Source organism: Gordonia otitidis NBRC 100426, assembly GCF_000248075.1.
In the GTDB taxonomy this organism is placed as follows: domain Bacteria; phylum Actinomycetota; class Actinomycetes; order Mycobacteriales; family Mycobacteriaceae; genus Gordonia; species Gordonia otitidis.
In genome coordinates this window covers 1-16184 of sequence record NZ_BAFB01000169.1, presented here as the reverse complement: position 1 = coordinate 16184, position 16184 = coordinate 1, and the positions used below count along the sequence as shown (strand labels likewise).

Genomic DNA, 16184 nt, shown 5'->3' with positions numbered 1-16184 from the left:
GTCGTTTACCGTTTGCGCCAGCCGGCAGCGCCGACCATGTCGCCCACGCGCGTGAACTTGACGCGCGGACGCCCCTGCTCGGAACCGCGTCGACGTTCGATCCGGTCGATCGCTCGCATGCCGCGGTAGCCGATGATGTGACGGGTTCGCTTGCGCAGCAGGGAATTGAACTCACCGGGGTCACGGGTGGAACGGACGAGCTTGTCGTCGAGGGCGTCGCGAATGAAATCCTCGACCGTCAGCTGCGCGCACTTCTTGTTCGCGCCGATTCCGCCGCTCGGGCCCCGCTTGGCCCACCCCACCACATACGAGCCGGGCATGATCTGCCCGGCGTCGTCGACCATGCGGCCGTCGACATTCGGGAACACTCCATGCGCATCGTCGAAGGGAAGCCCAGGGATGGGTACCGAGCGGTATCCGATGCTTCGCACCGCGAGATCCGCGTCGATCCGGTGTGTCTTCCCGCCGGTGGTGACGGTGACCCCTTCGACGCGGTCCTCACCGACGATGCTGTCGGGAGTGCTGTGGAACAGGAACACGATTCGGCGATTCTCGTGGTCGGCCGGTCCGGTCAGGTCAGGCAGTCCCGCACCATCGGCATCGTCGACCACGACCACCTCGACGCCGGGGATCGTCGACAACGCACGGTATTCGGCCGACGTGTATGCGGCATGTGCCTGGTCGCGCCGTCCGAGCAACACCACCTCGTGGACGTTCTGCTCGCGCAGGATCTCCAGCGCACGGGCGGCGATGTCTGTGGTGGCCAACAGTTCTGGCGGCGACACGAGGATCCGTGCGACGTCGAGTGCGACGTTTCCCGTACCGACGATCACGGCCCGTCCGCTCGCGGGATCGGCGTCGCTCGAGCGGCGGAGCGGCGGAGCCGCGTCGGCACCGGGAACCGCGTTGTACCACGCGACGAGCTCGGTCGCCGACGTCGAGCCGGGTAGGTCCTCACCTGGAATGCCAAGGCGCCGTGACTCACTCGCACCCACTGCGTAGAACACCGCGTCGAAGTGCTCGGCTAGCTCGGCGGGCGTGATCTGCCCCTCTGACTCACCGACCTCGACATTGGTGGCCATCGTGACACGCGGATCACGGTAGAGCAGATCGAAGCCGCGCAGCACACCCTTGGTGCCCGGATGATCGGGGGCGACGCCCGCACGCACCAGACCGCCAGGAGTGGGCAGTTTGTCGATCACGGTGACCGACGCCTCGGTGCGGTCGAGCAGGGTACGTAATGCATAGCCACCCGAGGGCCCGGTACCGACGAGCGCAACGCGAAGTCCCGCAGGCAGTTTGGGGATCTCCGGATAGACCACGTCCGACCAGCCCGACTTCACGTCCGGGTTGTTCTTGTAGTAGTCGGCGTTGATCTCGATGAAGACCTTGTCCCTGGTTCCCAGGTTCTCGGCCGGGAAGATCGCGTCGACGGGGCAGGCGTCAGCGCATGCACCGCAGTCGATGCAGGCCTCCGGATCGATGTGCAGGATGTCGGAGGTCCCGAAACCGCGCTCCTCCGGTGTCGGATGGATGCAGTTGACCGGGCACACGGACACACATGCTGCGTCGCTGCAGCAGGATTGGGTGATGACGAACATCAGAGCATGTGCACTTTCCGGTAGTAGTGCATGGCGGGCTTGGTGAGCAGACCGACCTCGTCGAGGAACTCCATCAGATGCGCGCAGCTGCTGCGGATCATTGCGTGGAAGTGGGAGTTCGAGTTCATCTCCGCCATCGCGCGATCGGCGTCGAGCCCAGCGTCGACGAATGCCTGACGCTGAACGAGGCTCGACACGATGAAGTAGCCGCCGAGTGCCACGTAGAGCGCACTGAACTGACGACGGAACCAGCCGATCCCCTTCATGGATTCGCGCACCTCTTCACGCGCGAACTTCATGTGGCGTGACTCCTCGAGCACATGGATCTCGTTGACGGTGCGGATGAACGGCAGCACACGATCGTCGCGCATGCATCCGCGCTGGAAGACATCGAGAACTTCTTCGGCGACAAGGATTCCCGCGTAGGCGACTTCGTTCTTGGCAGTCGCCTTGAAGAGCTTCCCCAGCTTGCCGACGAACCTGGTCGGCTTGTACGAGGTCCCGACCATCTTCTCCGACGCCTTGGCGAACATGATCGAGTGCCTGCACTCGTCGGCGATCTCGGTCAGCGCGAACTGGAACTCAGGGCTGTGGTAGGCGCCGAGGTACTGATCGCGGACCACCATCTCCTGCAGGATCATCTCGAACCAGATGCCGATGTTCATGATCGACGCGAACTCGTGACGGGTCACCGAGATGCGCTGCTCTTCGGTCATCTCGTTCCAGTAGTCGGTGCCGTAGAGCGACGACCACTCGGGACTGCAGCCGTACTTGTCCGGATCCATCGGGAGGTCCCAGTCGATCTCGGTCATCGCATTGCGGGAGAGACGCGCCGCGGAAGCGAGGAGACGCTCGGACACGGCGTCGGCGCCCTCGTCGCGGATGCTGACGACATTGTCGGCGACGTCGGTGGTCGGATCGGTACGGTCCACTGCTGCAGTCATGGTGCTCGACTCCCATCTCCGCTTCGGCGGGATTTGGCGACCTGGAATTCCAGTGACAACATTGAAGTTCAGTGACAACATTCGATGTCATATCAACGCTTGTTGTCAAGATAGCACCGTGGTGTGACGTAGTAAACAACTCGGACACATATACTGGCGAGTAAGGTTCGGACGCGACGGTATCGGAGCAGGTCAGAAGGGTTAGGGCATCAGATGGCATCGATCTTCATCACCGGCGGTGCAGCCGGGATCGGACTGGCGACAGCGGAGCGTTTCGCCCGTGAAGGCTGGACCGTCGGCGTGTACGACGTCGACAACGATGCCCTCGACAAGGTGAAGGCGAACCACCCCGCTTTCATCACCGGCAAGATCGACGTCCGCGACCCGAAAGAGTGGGAGGACGCCCTCGCCGACTTCACCTCGCACACCGGGGGCACCCTCGATGTGCTCGACAACAACGCGGGTGTCCTCACCGAGGGCAATCTCGCCGACATCTCGCCCGACGCCGTGCGCCGCCAGATCGACATCGATGCCCTCGGAGTGACGCTCGGCGCGCAGGCGGCGCACAAATACCTCAAGAAAACGCCGGGTTCGCACCTCGTCAACATCGCGTCGGCGTCGGCGATCTACGGCCAGCCGGGGATCGCGACCTACAGCGCGAGCAAGTTCTATGTGGCGGGACTGACCGAGGCACTCGAACTGGAGTGGGAACCCGACGATATCCGCGTGGTCAGCATCTGGCCGCTGTGGGCGAAGACCGCACTTGCGGCGAACGATGCGAAGTCGACGAAGACACTCGGGGTCCGCATCACCCCGGAGCAGGTTGCCGACAAGGTCTGGGAGTCGGTACATCCCACCAAGAACGACCTCCGACTGCACCGCACGAGCTATTCGGTCGGCACACAGACACTGTTCCTGGGCAACGCGGCGAAGTTCATCCCGAACTCGCTCAACCGCCTGGTGAACAAGGTCATCGCCCAGTAGTGGCGCGCGTCGACGGCAAGCGCCCATGGGCGTGAGCGTCGACCGTCACTCCCCGCGACGCCACCGGTAACCGACACCTCGTGGCGCCATGGGGAGGCGCCACCCCAGCACGAGCGACACCAGCCGCAGCAACGCTCCGACGATCAGCCCGGTGATCACCCAGACCTGGGACGGAAGGTCGGTGTAGGTTCTGCCGACGGCCACCACGGCCGCGGCGACCAGAGCAGGGACCGCGTAGAGGTCGGCCGGCTGAAGGAGCAACGGCACCTCGTTGGCGAGTACGTCACGGAGCACGCCACCTCCGATCGCCGCGAGCATGCCGATCAACGTTGCGGCAAACGCACGGGTGTGATGGTCGATGGCGATGCTGGCACCTGTCGCCGCGAACAGTCCCATGCCGATCGCGTCGAGGAAGACGATGGTCCGACGCAGCAGCGCGAACGACGGATGGAAGACCACGGTCACCAGCGCTGAGATCAGGGCAACCGTGACCGGCACCCAGTTGTCGAGCGCCGAAGGTGGCGTGATGCCGAGCAGCACGTCACGCAGAATGCCACCGCCCACGCCGGTGAGTACCGCAACGGTCGCGATTCCCCAGATGTCGAAGTCTCTGCGGATACCGACGAGCGCTCCCGAGGCAGCAAACACCCCGATCCCCAGGACGTTCAGGATCTGCAGCAGCATTGCACCCCGCTCTCACCGTATTGCATTCACAGAACAGCAGAACTGCCGCAACGTCGAGGACGTTGCGGCAGTTCTGTGCGTCTAAAACGCTGAGGTTATGTCGCGATCAGCGGCGGTCGAGATCGATGATGCCAGCGCGCGCAGCCTTGACCAGCCGACGCGGAATGCGCTGAGCGACACCGTTCACCTTGACCTCCTGCAGCGCGGGGTTGTCCGCTTTCCACTGCGAACGACGGCTGCGGGAATTGGCCCGCGACATCCGGCGCTTCGGTACAGCCATGGTTGTGCCCTTCTCTACTGAGTCCTTGCGGCCTGTGTCTCCACATCCTCAAGGACGGTGCTTCGTGTCCTCACGGACTGATGTCCTCGGGTCGTCACGGGTGAGGTGTCGACCGGCATGGGCGTCCCACGCAGCCCTCGGGCGCGGCACGCAACCTCTCTAGACTACCGGTCGTGCCGTCAACCTCCAAAACGACGCCAATCTGGTCCGGCGTCGACTGCCGAGGGCAGCTCAGATCGTGGAACCGTCGTTGAAGTTCATGTGCACCACGCCCGCCGCGACGAGGATCCAGTAGATCGCCCAGATCACGAGAAAGATCCCACCGATGATGATCCCGGCAGTGGCCATGCCGTCACCGGACTGGGTTCCGTTGGACTCTCTGATCTGCTTCTTCGCCACGATGCCGAGCACCAGCCCGACCACCGACAGAATCCCGCAGCAGAACAGGCCGACGATCGACGACACCAACGATGCGATCGCGAGCCCGTTCGTCGACTTCGCGACGGGGTAGCCACCGTAACCGGGCTGACCGTACTCGGGCTGACCGTATGCAGGCTGGCCGTATGCGGGCTGGCCATACTCGGGTTGCCCGTAGCCGGGCTGGCCATACTCGGGTTGCCCGTAACCGGGCTGACCGTACGCGGTTTGCTCGTACGGCGGCTGCCCATATCCCGGCTGCCCATATCCCGGCTGCGCGGTCGGCGGCTGCCCATACGTGGGCTGGTCGTACGAAGGCTGTTCGTAGGGAGACTGGCCGGGTGCAGGTTCACCGGATGTCTGCCCGGACCCGTGCGGAGTGCCGTAGTCGGGTGTCGACCCGTATTGGGGAGCTTGCCCGGCGGAGCCGTAGTCGGGTGTCGACCCGTACTGGGGTGCCTGCCCGGCAGAGCCGTAGTCGGGTGCCGAACCGTACTGGGGAGCCTGCCCGGCAGAGCCATAGTCCGGCGTCGAACCATGGTGCGGAGCCTGCCCGGCCGGGTCGCTGGAGCCGGACGTATCGGGGCCGGACGACGCTGCGTCGTGGCCGGTCGGGGATGCGTCGGGGCCGGTCGGGGATGCGTCCGAGCGTTCTGGATCGGGTGTGTTCGAGCCTCCGTGTGGAGTGGACATCTGCCTTCACCTTTCTGCGATTCGCCGTCGGCATCATCGCCGCACCGACCAGGTTGTCACGGATCGGGACGTCCCGGCGTGCGGGTGAGACGACCGGATCCTGGGGGCCAGTTTAGTGAAGGACGCGCAAGGCGGCCTGCATACACTCAACCGGGTGTCAGGCGTCGTCTCCGGTTTCACGGTCATCTTCATCCTGGTCGGCGTCGGATTCGTGCTGGGACGGACGCAGGTCCTCGGCGAACACGCCCACGACGTCCTCTCGCGCCTGGTGTTCTTCGTGTGCACGCCCGCACTGCTGTTCACGTCGCTGGTGACCTCCGACCTGTCGGTGATCTTCTCCTCGACACTCGTCATCGCGGCAGTGTCGGCGTTCGCCACCGGAACGCTCTACATCGTCGTGGCGCGATGGGTGTTGCGCCGGCGGGAGATCCCTGAACTGGTCGTCGGAGCGTTGTCGTCGTCGTACGTCAACAGTGTCAACCTCGGCCTTCCGATTGCGATCTTCGTGCTCGACGACGCGTCGTTCATCGCTCCGCTGCTCTTGTTCCAGATCCTCATCTATTCGCCACTGGCACTGGGTGTGCTGGACGTGACTGCCCTGGACCGGAACTCGGGGCGCTCGGCGCTGCGCGACACCGTGCGGCTCCCGCTGACCAACCCGATCGTCATCGGCGGGTTGATCGGAGTGGTCGTCTCAGTGATCGGGTGGCACCCGCCGACGGCGGTTCTCGAGCCGATGAAGATGCTCGGCAGCGCGTCGGTGCCCGCGGCGCTGCTGGCGTTCGGCATGTCGTTGACCGGCGTCCCGCTGTTCAAGAAGGGCCAGAGTCCCCGGCGCGAGGTCGCGCTCGCCACCGTGCTCAAGATGCTGTTCATGCCCGCGCTGGTGTACGTGATCGCCCGGTGGGGTTTCGGGGAGTCGGGACACAAGTTGTTCGCCCAGGTCGTCATCGCGGCGCTCCCGACCGCGCAGAACGTCTTGGTCTACGCGACGAGATACCGACGGGGTCAGGTCCTCGCGCGAGACACCGCACTGCTCACCACGATCGTGTCGATCCCCGTCATCGTGGTGATCGCCTGGTTGCTGGCCTGATCGGTCGAGTTGTGTGGGATCCTCGGGGGCATTTCTGTACCTCCCGATCCCACACAACTCGACCGAGAGGGTCTTACCGCCGTTCTTTGCGCTTGACGGTGACGCCGCCCATCAACGCGAATCCGGTCACGTGCACCGTCGGCGCGCCGGGACGCCCGGGCCCGTCGATCCTGCTCTCGAAACCTCCCATGATCGCGAATCCACCGACCTCGACCGTGACGTCCGGGGGAACGACGACGTCCACGCCGCCCATGATCACCACGCATTGGACGGTCAGCTGCGGCTCGGTGAACTCGACCTCGCGCAGATCGATCTCGACCCCGCCCATGATCGCTGTCGCCTCGAGTTGATCGGCAACGGCTGCAGGGCCTTTCAACTCGGAACCGGACATGATTGCGAGGCGGTGGCGCACCGGCGTGCGTCCCGACCCCGTGCCAGGACGCGTCACGCCTGTGGGATACGGATCTCCCGGCTGCGGTAGCGGCACACCGAGCTGGGCGACGGGCAGGTCGTCGGTCAGCGCGTCGAGATCACCGAACGTCTTCGCCGTGGAAGCCTTCAGCGCACGCTCCTCGTACTCGCTCGGAGTGAGCGCACCGCTCGACATCGCCGCCGACAGGATCTGATGCACGAGTTCGCGGTCGGCGTCTGCAGCCCTGAGCCGGTGATCGGGCGCGGGCGAACCGGCAGCGGCCGACTTCGACGCGGCCGGCCCGGAGTCGACGGAATCCGACTCGACGAGTTCCATCTCGACGGGCCCTGGCTCGGCGGGTTCCGGCCCGACAGGACCTTGCTCGACGGGTTCGGGCTGTGGCTGCGCGGGAACGCTCATGTTGTCGAGGCTAGTGACCGTCGCCGTCGCGCGACACCCTGAAATACCCTGAGTCGCGCCCTGATTTCGGCCCGCGGGGCAGGTGTATCGAACCGTGTGCCCCGATCGGACGGCTCCCGGCCGTCACCTGTTCACCGGTACATACGACGACCAGCGCGGCCCGTGTTCACCCGCGGCGCGGACGTCGTGACCGCAGATAGTCTCCGACGACCGCGGCACCGAGACCGTCGACGTCGGGCGCAACCACCCGCCCGCCAATACGGCGGGCGATCTGGTCCATGAAGTGTGCGAGTCCAGGGTCCTCGCCCAGGCGGAAGAAGGTCACCTGAGCTCCCATCCGCGACACGTGGTCGAGTTCGCGAACCGTGAGCGCAATCGTCTGCGGGTGCGGCGGGTAGAAGAAGAACGGCTCCCCGCTCGGATCGAGGTGTGCAGTCGGTTCACCGTCGGTGACGACCAACACGACGGGCTGTGCATTGGGGAACCTCCGCAGATGCCGTTGCGCGAGCAGCAGCGCATGATGCAGGTTGGTGCCCTGCTCCATCCGCGGTTGCAGCCCGGTGAGTTCGGCGATGTCGATACTGCGCGCATAACGGCCGAATGCGATCACCTCGAGCTCGTCGCTGCGAAACCTGGTGGAGATCAGGTGATTCAGAGCGATCGCAGTGCGCTTCATCGGCGTCCAGCGACCCTCCATCTCCATCGAGAACGACGTATCGACCAGCAGGACCACCGCGGCCTGCGTACGTGCCTCGGTGTCGGCGACCTCGACGTCGCGCACGGAGATGTGCACACCGTCGCGCGCCATAGTCGAGGGCGCATGCGTGGGGTCGGGGCTCTCGGAGATTGTGCGCAGCACGGCATTCGAGACCGTGCGCGTGACATCCCACGGGTCGGTGTCGCCGAACTGCCATTCGCGGGTCGCACCGGTGGGCTCGCCGAGCAGCCCCGACTTCCTGGTCTGGCGGTCACCCCGGCGCCCCGACATCTGATCGGCGATGTCGCGGAAGATGGTCTGTCCCAGCTGTCGCATCGCCTTCGGACTCAAGCGCAGTGTCCCGTCGGACGTGCGATCGAAGAACCCCTGTTCGTTCAGTGCTTTCTCGAGTTCGGCGAGTGTCCTCGCGTCGACGGCCGCTTCTTCGCCCAACTGGCGTGCGAGGGCATCGACATCGATGTCGTCCATCCGCGCACCCGCGTACTGCTGCGAGAGTTGCTCGGAGAGGGCATCGAGTTCAGAGATGTCGCGCAGCGCTGCCGCACCTTGACCGAGACCCATCTGTTGGTTGCCCGAGAACGATTCGGCGTTGTCCCAGTCGAGACCCGGTCGTGCCTCTCGCAACGCCGAATCCATCTGTGCGAGTTGGTTCATCAGGTCCGGTGACCCGAAGGCCTGCTGCGCCAGTTGATCGAGTTCGGCTCGCTGCTCGGGTGTGAGCGAGTTGTAGAACTGTTGCGCCGCGGCGGCTCGCTGCGCAAGCGAGTCGATGAGTTCCTCTGTGTTACGGGGATTCTCGGGAAAGTACTCGCCGTGCTTGGACATGAACTCGTCGAACTGCTCGCCGGTGTCCTCGCCGCGGTTATGGGCGTCGAGCAGCGCGTTGAGGTCGGACAGCATCTCCGAGATTCGCTCCCGATCCTGCTCGGTCGCGCCCTCGAGCGCCTCTTTCATGCCGGCGAACCGCTGATCGAGCAGTTCCCGACCGAGCAGGTCCTTGATCTTCTCGAAATCCTCGCGGGCCTGCGGGCTCCGCCAGTTGTACTCAGACAGTTCCTCGACGGCCTGCGCGGTCGACGGCGGGAGACTTCCTATCTGCATCTCCGCGAAGCGCGCGTCGTCGTCGAGGTCACGGGCGAGTTGCTTACGCTCCTCGAGTACCGCGCGGTCGAGAAGGTCGCGGATCTCGTTGAAGGTGCCGTCGAGGTTGCGCTGCTTCAACAGTTCCTGGCGTCGCCGGTTGACCTGTTCGCGAAGTTTGTCCAGCCCACGCATGTCCGACGTTCCGCGCCGTAGGAACTCGCGCAGCGCCCGCTGCGGCGACGCGCCGGCCATGACGTCGTCGCCGATCTCCTCGAGTGCCTCGCGAAGGTCGACGGGCGGCGCGAGCGGATCGGGTCCGCCCGTGTACCGCTGATATCGCGAACGGTGAAAGTTCTTCTGAGCCATGTGTATGCGTCCAGCCCGAGGTCGGTACGGCGTCGAATCAGCCGTAGATGGTCTGGCCCTCGTCGTCGGCTTCCTTGCCGATACGACGGGCCAGGAAGAGCCCCTCCAGGGCCAGTTCGAGTGCGCTCGCACGCTCACCGTCGGCCTCGGCGTCGAGACGTTCGGCGATACCGTCGACGACTCCCGCGGTGGTCTCCGGCGACGGGATCGAGGCGAGGAAGTCGGCGGCGGTCACACGGTCTCCGGTGACGACCGGTTCGCCGCTCTCCAACGCATCGACGAGCGGGGCCATGTCGATGCCGCCGAGATGCGCACGCACGGTGTCGGCGATCGATTTGCGCAGCAGATGCTCGAGGATCTCGAGTTCGCGACCCTCCTCACCCGACTCGAATTCGATCTTGCCCCGCAGCACCTCGATCACCGATTCGAGGTCGACGACGCGCGCGACCGCGACGTCCTCACCGGTCACGGTGGCTCGGTGCAGTGCAGCAGCCGCAACGGTCTCGGCGGCGGCGATCGAGAACCGCGCGGACACACCCGAGCGCTGGTCGATCGACGGATGGTCGCGCGCATAGCGAGTGAAGCGGGCGAGGATTTCGGTGATGAACGTCGGAACCGTTGCGGTGAGATCGGCCTCCTGCTCGATGACCGAGATCTCGTCGTCGAGTTCGAGTGGATAGTGCGTGCGGATCTCCGCGCCGAAGCGATCCTTGAGTGGGGTGATGATGCGGCCGCGGTTGGTGTAGTCCTCAGGGTTCGCGCTGGCCATGACGAGCACGTCGAGCGGGAGCCGCAATGTGTAGCCACGCACCTGGATGTCGCGCTCCTCCATCACGTTGAGCATCGCCACCTGGATACGTTCTGCGAGGTCAGGTAGCTCGTTGATGGCGACGATGCCGCGGTGCGCACGCGGGATCAGTCCGAAGTGGATCGTCTCCGGGTCGCCGAGGCTGCGCCCCTCGGCGACCTTCATCGGATCGATGTCGCCCACCAGATCGGCCACGGACGTGTCGGGTGTCGCCAGTTTCTCGCTGTATCGCTGACTGCGGTGGCGCCACTCGATCGGTAGGTCGTCGAGCAGTGCGGCAGCGCGTCGAACCGAGGCCGGGGTGATCGGCTCGTATGGGTGCTCACCCAGCTCGGAGCCTGCGATGACCGGTGTCCACTCGTCGAGCAATCCGACCAGGGTGCGCAGGATGCGCGTCTTGCCCTGACCGCGTTCGCCCAGCATGACGACGTCGTGACCCGCGATCAGCGCACGCTCGAGTTGCGGGATGACCGTTGCCTCGAACCCGACGATGCCCGGCCACGGATCATCGCCCTCGCGAAGAGCTGTCAGCAGGTTGTTGCGGATCTCGTCACGCACGCTGCGCTGAACGTGGCCACTCGCGCGCAACTCGCCGACGGTCCGCGGTGAGGGTGGGCGGCTTTCGGTGGTTTGGGAGTTGGACGCGGTGAAGTTCTCCTCTGGCACCTTCTCCACGGTACTCCGACCAGCGCGCACCGCACCCGCGTGTTTACGGGATGACCGATGCGACCCGGTACCCGTGCGATGTCAGCGTCCCACGCCGGGCGGACCGCGTCACCACAAGGACGTCACCGGGTTACCTCGACGGCCCCACCGGCGCGTCACCTCGCAGAGTGATGCGGTGCATCACTCTGCGAGTGTCGCCGTAGTCGCGGTTGGCGTAGTGCAGGGTGTTGCGGTTGTCCCACAGCACCAGGTCGCCGAGACGCCAGCGGTGTCGCACAATGTGTTCCGGCTTCGTCAGATGCGCGTAGAGGAGGTCGAGGATGCCCCGGCTCTCGGCGTCCGACACGCCCTCGATGTGGGATGTGAAGCCCGGGTTGACGAACAGCGACTTTCGGCCCGTCTCCGGGTGGACCCGCACGACGGGGTGCGACACCGGAACGAGTTCGGTGACTTCTTTACCGTCCCACACGTTTCCGCGGCCACCGCGACGCTGCTGGAGGTAGTAGCCGAACTCGCGATTACCGTCGTGACTCGCGGTGAGATCGTCGACGAGTCGTTGCACCGGCTTCGACAGCGACTCGTAGGCCAGCTCGGCATCGGCCCAGTTGGTGTCGCCTCCGTTGCGCGGCAACACGACCGGACGCAGGATCGATCCCATCGGCGGTCGCGGCATGAACGTCACGTCGGTGTGCCAGACGTCGGCGAACCCGTTGTCGGTGCTGTCGAGCGAATACACCTCGGCAGGGACGTCGCCACTGTTCCACACGGGGTGTCCCGCGGTGAGATCGCCGATGCGGCGCCCGAACTCGACGTGCGACGCGTCGTCGAGGTGCTGATCGCGGAGCACGATCACCTTGTAATCGATCAGCGCCGAGCGAATTGCGCGGATCTCGTCGTCCGAGGCTGAGGCGACGTCGACGCCGCGGATCTCGGCACCGAATCGAGGGCCGAACTCGTCGATGTCGAACTCGACACCGGACGAGACCGGGGCAACATCGCCGAACCCGGAGTCGGCCGGCGTGCGTGGGGAATCAGGGAGTGAAATGGTCATGGGTGTTCCTTCTCGGGGAGTCGTGTGTGGTGTCGAGTCCGAGAGAAGGCGGCGGGGAGCCGTGGTGGCTGCCCTCTGACCAGGTCATCCGGTGGATCATTCGCGCGTAACCTTGCTGCTGGTGTGAGGCCGTGGTCCGCGCCGACCGGCTGTCGGCTACAGAATCCCACAGACGACACCGATCGGCAGCGCGAGGCGTACCGGTGAGTGCGAAGCGGTGGGATTGTGCGGTCACACCCTTTGTCTACCCATCGACGCGCGGACCGCACAGGGTTAGCCGCAGCGCGAGCATAACCCCCGATGCTCAGTCCCTTGTGACCGTTTCGCTGCGTGCCGCACTCTTGACCGCAGCCGCGATCTCGGTGCGCAACACCGTGTACTCAGCGGAGTCTCGGATGTCGTCGGCGCCGAGTCCGGTCCGTGGGATCGGCGACGAGATGTCGAGTGCGACCCGTCCGGGTCGGCTCGTCAGCACGACGATCCTCGACCCGAGGAACGCGGCTTCCTCGGCACTGTGGGTCACGAAGACATTCGTTCGACGCAGCTCGGCGCTCACTGTGCGCAGATCCTCCTGCAGCGTCTCCCGGGTCAGTGCGTCGAGCGCCGCGAACGGTTCGTCGAGCAACAACAGCGATGTGTCGCCCGCCAACGCGCGCGCGATTGCGACGCGTTGCTGCTGACCGCCGGAGATCTCCCAGATCTTGCGATTCGCGGTGTCGGACAGGCCTACTCGCGCGAGCAACTCGTCGCGGCGGGAAGGACGGTCGGCGCGCGGCACCCCGGCGTACTTCAGAGCGAGGTCGACGTTGCCGCCGACGCTGCGCCACGGGAACAGCCGCGGCTGCTGGAACACAACCCCCGACGACGTACCGGGGACCGGAGTTCGGCCGGACACCGTCACGCTGCCCGACGTCGGCTGCTCGAAACCCGCGATGAGTCGCAGCAGAGTGGACTTGCCGCACCCCGACGGTCCCACAAGAACGAGCACCTCCCCCGGGTCCACCTCGAGATCGACCGGACCGACCGCGGTCACGGCCTCGGCGCCCTTGCCGTACCGCTGGGTCACCCCACGCAGGCTGATACCGCCCGTTCCCTGCGCGGCGTCGACCTTCGTGTCACTGCGTCGCGGTGAGGACACCGGGCAACCCCTTGGTGTAGATGGCGTTCTGGAACGTCGACAGCGCGGGCGCCGACGGGATCTGCTGCTGCTCCGCGAGGAATTCTGCCGCGCTGTGCAGATTGTCGGCGACGTTGCCGGGCTTGCCGTCGGTGCCGAGCCACTGCGGAGAGGTCAGCTCGTCGAGCGTCAGGTAGATGCCCTGCTTGAGTTGGTTGGCAGCGTCTTCAGCTGTCGTGTTCAGCTGTGCGGCAACAGCCTTGGCGGCAGCCTGCGGATCGTCGTGGATCTGCTCGAGTGCCCGGGCCTCGACCTTGCGCCAGGTGTCGACCACGTCGGGATGCTGCGAGGCGAAATCGGACGAGACGACACCGAGGTCGAGCGTCGGCTTACCCCACGCGGCAACCTCGCGGCTGGTCACGATGGTCTTGCCGGTCTTGCGCAGCTCGTCGAGCGTCGGCAGCCAGGTGTAGACGGCGTCGACGTCTCCGCGTTGCCACGCGGCCAGCGAGGCCTGCGGTTGCAGGTCGATGAGGTCGACGTCCTTCGGGTTCACGCCTGCGTGGTCGAGCGCGGCGAGCAGGCTGTAGTGCGAGGTCGACGCGAATGCCGTTGCCACGCGCTTGCCCTTGAGGTCGGCGACGGAGTTGATGTTGGTTCCGTTGCGCGCCACCAGTGCTTCGTTGTCGCCCGCCACGTCGAGAATGAAGGCCACCTGATAGCCGATGTTCAACGGCGCAGAGAGCCCGCGTGCCACCGGGCTCGACCCGATGGCGCCGAAGTCGATCTGTTTGGCGACGAACGCCGTGTTGATGTCGGCGCCCGAGTCGAACTTGGTCCACTTGACGTTGTAGTTCGGCAACGCGTCTTCCAACCAGCGATTGTTCTTGACTATCAGGTCGCCGCTCGGGAATGACTGGTAGGCAAGGCGAATCGTCGGCTTGTCGCTGTCACCGCCGGATCTGTCCACCGAGCAGCCGCTGAGCACCATGGTCGCGGCTGCGGCGAGAGCGCCGACGGTCACCGCGAGCGAGCGCAGCCGCGGTCGACGAGACGCGCTCGTTGTCAGGAATGTCATTGTCGTTCAGGCCTTTCCACGCCACGGCACCACTCGGTGCTCGATGAATCGGAGTATGCCGTCGATGATCAGCCCGGAGAGTCCGATGAGGACGATCCCGATGAGCACGACGGGAGTGTTGTTGTAGTTGCTGGCATCCTTGACCACGCCACCGATGCCGGGGATTCCGTTGAAGAGCTCTGCCGCGACCACCGACGAGTAGGCGATACCGACGGACAGTCGGATGCCGGTGAACGTCTCGGGCAGCGCGGCCGGGATCACGACGTCGGTGACGACGTCGCGTCGACTCGCGCCGAGTGCGCGCGCCGCCTCGATCAGCGCGATCGGGGTGGCGCTTACGGCCGTCGTCGTCGCCACGGCCGCCGGCGGTAGCGCTGCGAGGGCCAGGAGTGTGATCTTGGGTGCCTCGTCGATTCCCAGCCAGATGACCAGCAGGAAGAAGTACGCCAGCGGAGGCAGGGCACGCAGGAATGTGAGCCAGGGTTCGAGAAGCCTTCTGACCCACGGGATCGATCCCATGATCAGACCGAGGATCACACCGGCCACCACTCCGATCACGACGCCGACGAACACACGTCGAAGCGTCATGTACAGGTGTTCCCACCAGTAGTAGCCGGCGTACCCGACGACGCCGTTGTGCGTCGTCGACATCTCGACGAACGCGTGCCATACGGAACCGAGCCGCGGCACGAATGTCTCGCTCCAGACACCGCTGAGGGCTACAGCCTGATAGACCGCGAGAAACAGGACGACCGAGAGCACCGGGAGACCGACGTTGAGTGCGAGAGAACGAAGTCGGCTGCCGGTCGAGGTCTTCTCGACGCCGGGTTGGCCGCCCTGGCGCTCCTCGGGAGATATGTCGACGAACAAAGTCACCGGCTATGTCTAGCCGCCTGCCGACCCGAGAACCATCCTTTACGTCAGCGTGAGGAAAACACCGATGTCGTGCGGCACCGCTCGAGACCGCTTGCTCTGCAAACTAACTCACGGCCAGCCAGGCGGCGAGCCCGAGACCCCCGAGTCCGACTGCGATGCGCAACGGACCGGCGGGCAGTCGCTTCACCACGGGCGGACCGCACCACCCGCCGATCAGACAGCCGATCGCCATGGCAAGGGCCGCAACCCAATTGACCGGGCCGAAGATCATGAACCCGACGGCGGCGACGAGATTCGCGACCCCCAGAAACAGCGACTTCAACAGTGTTGCACGCCAGAGTGGTTCGCTCGTGACCACCAGGGTGAGTGCGAGCAGCACGATTCCGGCACCAGCACCGAAGTAGCCGCCGTAGATGGAGATGACGCCGAGACCGACGACGAACACCCAGGGGCGGTCGGCGTGGCGCGAGGCGAGGCGTCGCAACTGCGGTTGCACGAGGAGCGCGACTGCGGCGAAAGCCACCAGATACGGCACGATCACCTTGAAACTCTCGGGTGGTGAAAGCAACAGGATCACCGCGCCGATCGTGCCGCCGATCAACGAGGCGACGACACCGGCGTACAGGGGGCGACGATCGCCTGCGAGCAACACCTTGCCGGACTGGCCGAGACTCCCCGCCCCGACCGCGACGAGCGACACCGTGTTGGTGACGTTCGCTGCGATCGGACTCAGCCCGACAGCCAACAGTGCTGGGTAGCTGACCACCGACGCCAGACCTGTTACGTACCCGATCAGCCCGGCGCCGAACCCGGCCACGAGCAGGAGCGCGAAGTCGAGGACGCTCATCGCCCGCGCGCGATCAGCAGGAGCGGCAACCCGATCGAGTGACCGA

Annotated in this window: 15 protein-coding genes; 2 read left to right on the top strand and 13 right to left on the bottom strand. The window is 65.4% G+C overall.

Annotated elements, in window-relative coordinates:
• Positions 1 to 5: 5 nt before the first annotated feature.
• A complete protein-coding gene (locus GOOTI_RS16375; protein WP_007239729.1) occupies positions 6 to 1601 on the bottom strand; it encodes a 4Fe-4S binding protein in 1596 nt (531 codons plus the stop codon).
• Entirely contained in the window at positions 1601 to 2545 is a 945-nt protein-coding gene (locus tag GOOTI_RS16370; RefSeq protein ID WP_007239728.1) for an AurF N-oxygenase family protein, read from the bottom strand. The genes GOOTI_RS16375 and GOOTI_RS16370 overlap by 1 nt, the downstream gene beginning before the upstream one ends.
• Positions 2546 to 2758: 213 nt before the next feature.
• Here GOOTI_RS16370 and GOOTI_RS16365 point away from each other — a divergent pair, with 213 nt between their 5' ends.
• Entirely contained in the window at positions 2759 to 3529 is a 771-nt protein-coding gene (locus GOOTI_RS16365) for an SDR family oxidoreductase (RefSeq protein WP_007239727.1), read from the top strand.
• A gap of 45 nt (positions 3530 to 3574) precedes the next feature.
• Here the strand turns inward: GOOTI_RS16365 and GOOTI_RS16360 are convergent, their stop codons facing one another.
• The 3 genes from GOOTI_RS16360 to GOOTI_RS16350 all read right to left on the bottom strand — a co-directional run bounded on the left by GOOTI_RS16360 (position 3575) and on the right by GOOTI_RS16350 (position 5603).
• Entirely contained in the window at positions 3575 to 4213 is a 639-nt protein-coding gene (locus GOOTI_RS16360) for a trimeric intracellular cation channel family protein (protein WP_007239726.1), read from the bottom strand.
• Between the two features lie 106 nt (positions 4214 to 4319).
• Positions 4320 to 4493 carry a 50S ribosomal protein L32 gene (rpmF, locus tag GOOTI_RS16355; RefSeq protein ID WP_007239725.1) on the bottom strand — a complete coding sequence of 58 codons (174 nt, stop codon included), beginning with the start codon at positions 4491 to 4493 and terminating at the stop codon, positions 4320 to 4322.
• A gap of 231 nt (positions 4494 to 4724) precedes the next feature.
• A complete protein-coding gene (locus GOOTI_RS16350) occupies positions 4725 to 5603 on the bottom strand; it encodes a DUF4190 domain-containing protein (protein WP_007239724.1) in 879 nt (292 codons plus the stop codon).
• Positions 5604 to 5757: 154 nt separating this feature from the next.
• Between GOOTI_RS16350 and GOOTI_RS16345 the strand changes: the two genes are divergently transcribed.
• Entirely contained in the window at positions 5758 to 6696 is a 939-nt protein-coding gene (locus tag GOOTI_RS16345) for an AEC family transporter (RefSeq protein WP_007239723.1), read from the top strand.
• 73 nt (positions 6697 to 6769) lie between these two features.
• On the opposite strand, the gene GOOTI_RS16340 is transcribed toward GOOTI_RS16345, so the two are convergent.
• From GOOTI_RS16340 to GOOTI_RS16305, 8 genes are all read right to left on the bottom strand, one after another.
• Entirely contained in the window at positions 6770 to 7528 is a 759-nt protein-coding gene (locus GOOTI_RS16340) for a DUF1707 SHOCT-like domain-containing protein (RefSeq protein ID WP_007239722.1), read from the bottom strand.
• A 166-nt stretch (positions 7529 to 7694) separates the two neighbouring features.
• Positions 7695 to 9695, bottom strand: a complete 2001-nt coding sequence (locus GOOTI_RS16335) for a vWA domain-containing protein (protein WP_007239721.1) — start codon at positions 9693 to 9695, stop codon at positions 7695 to 7697.
• Positions 9696 to 9732: 37 nt separating this feature from the next.
• Positions 9733 to 11178: a sigma 54-interacting transcriptional regulator gene (locus tag GOOTI_RS16330; protein WP_007239720.1), complete on the bottom strand. Its 1446-nt coding sequence runs from the start codon at positions 11176 to 11178 to the stop codon at positions 9733 to 9735.
• A gap of 121 nt (positions 11179 to 11299) precedes the next feature.
• Positions 11300 to 12220, bottom strand: a complete 921-nt coding sequence (locus GOOTI_RS16325) for a TauD/TfdA dioxygenase family protein (protein WP_007239719.1) — start codon at positions 12218 to 12220, stop codon at positions 11300 to 11302.
• A 304-nt stretch (positions 12221 to 12524) separates the two neighbouring features.
• Complete coding sequence (locus tag GOOTI_RS16320; protein ID WP_007239718.1) at positions 12525 to 13358, bottom strand: ABC transporter ATP-binding protein; 834 nt, start codon at positions 13356 to 13358, stop codon at positions 12525 to 12527.
• Positions 13336 to 14415 carry a taurine ABC transporter substrate-binding protein gene (locus GOOTI_RS16315; protein ID WP_007239717.1) on the bottom strand — a complete coding sequence of 360 codons (1080 nt, stop codon included), beginning with the start codon at positions 14413 to 14415 and terminating at the stop codon, positions 13336 to 13338. The genes GOOTI_RS16320 and GOOTI_RS16315 overlap by 23 nt, the downstream gene beginning before the upstream one ends.
• A gap of 6 nt (positions 14416 to 14421) precedes the next feature.
• Positions 14422 to 15291: an ABC transporter permease gene (locus tag GOOTI_RS16310; RefSeq protein WP_007239716.1), complete on the bottom strand. Its 870-nt coding sequence runs from the start codon at positions 15289 to 15291 to the stop codon at positions 14422 to 14424.
• Positions 15292 to 15394: 103 nt separating this feature from the next.
• A complete protein-coding gene (locus GOOTI_RS16305; protein WP_039994242.1) occupies positions 15395 to 16138 on the bottom strand; it encodes a sulfite exporter TauE/SafE family protein in 744 nt (247 codons plus the stop codon).
• Positions 16139 to 16184: the final 46 nt, after the last annotated feature.

What these genes read in the sequence shown, in the direction of transcription:
- GOOTI_RS16375 (WP_007239729.1), bottom strand. Translation starts at nt 1,601, where the DNA reads ATGTTCGTCATCACCCAATCCTGCTGCAGCGACGCAGCATGTGTGTCC.
- GOOTI_RS16370 (WP_007239728.1), bottom strand. Translation starts at nt 2,545, where the DNA reads ATGACTGCAGCAGTGGACCGTACCGATCCGACCACCGACGTCGCCGAC.
- GOOTI_RS16365 (WP_007239727.1), top strand. Translation starts at nt 2,759, where the DNA reads ATGGCATCGATCTTCATCACCGGCGGTGCAGCCGGGATCGGACTGGCG.
- GOOTI_RS16360 (WP_007239726.1), bottom strand. Translation starts at nt 4,213, where the DNA reads ATGCTGCTGCAGATCCTGAACGTCCTGGGGATCGGGGTGTTTGCTGCC.
- rpmF (WP_007239725.1), bottom strand. Translation starts at nt 4,493, where the DNA reads ATGGCTGTACCGAAGCGCCGGATGTCGCGGGCCAATTCCCGCAGCCGT.
- GOOTI_RS16350 (WP_007239724.1), bottom strand. Translation starts at nt 5,603, where the DNA reads ATGTCCACTCCACACGGAGGCTCGAACACACCCGATCCAGAACGCTCG.
- GOOTI_RS16340 (WP_007239722.1), bottom strand. Translation starts at nt 7,528, where the DNA reads ATGAGCGTTCCCGCGCAGCCACAGCCCGAACCCGTCGAGCAAGGTCCT.
- GOOTI_RS16335 (WP_007239721.1), bottom strand. Translation starts at nt 9,695, where the DNA reads ATGGCTCAGAAGAACTTTCACCGTTCGCGATATCAGCGGTACACGGGC.
- GOOTI_RS16325 (WP_007239719.1), bottom strand. Translation starts at nt 12,220, where the DNA reads ATGACCATTTCACTCCCTGATTCCCCACGCACGCCGGCCGACTCCGGG.
- GOOTI_RS16315 (WP_007239717.1), bottom strand. Translation starts at nt 14,415, where the DNA reads ATGACATTCCTGACAACGAGCGCGTCTCGTCGACCGCGGCTGCGCTCG.
- GOOTI_RS16305 (WP_039994242.1), bottom strand. Translation starts at nt 16,138, where the DNA reads ATGAGCGTCCTCGACTTCGCGCTCCTGCTCGTGGCCGGGTTCGGCGCC.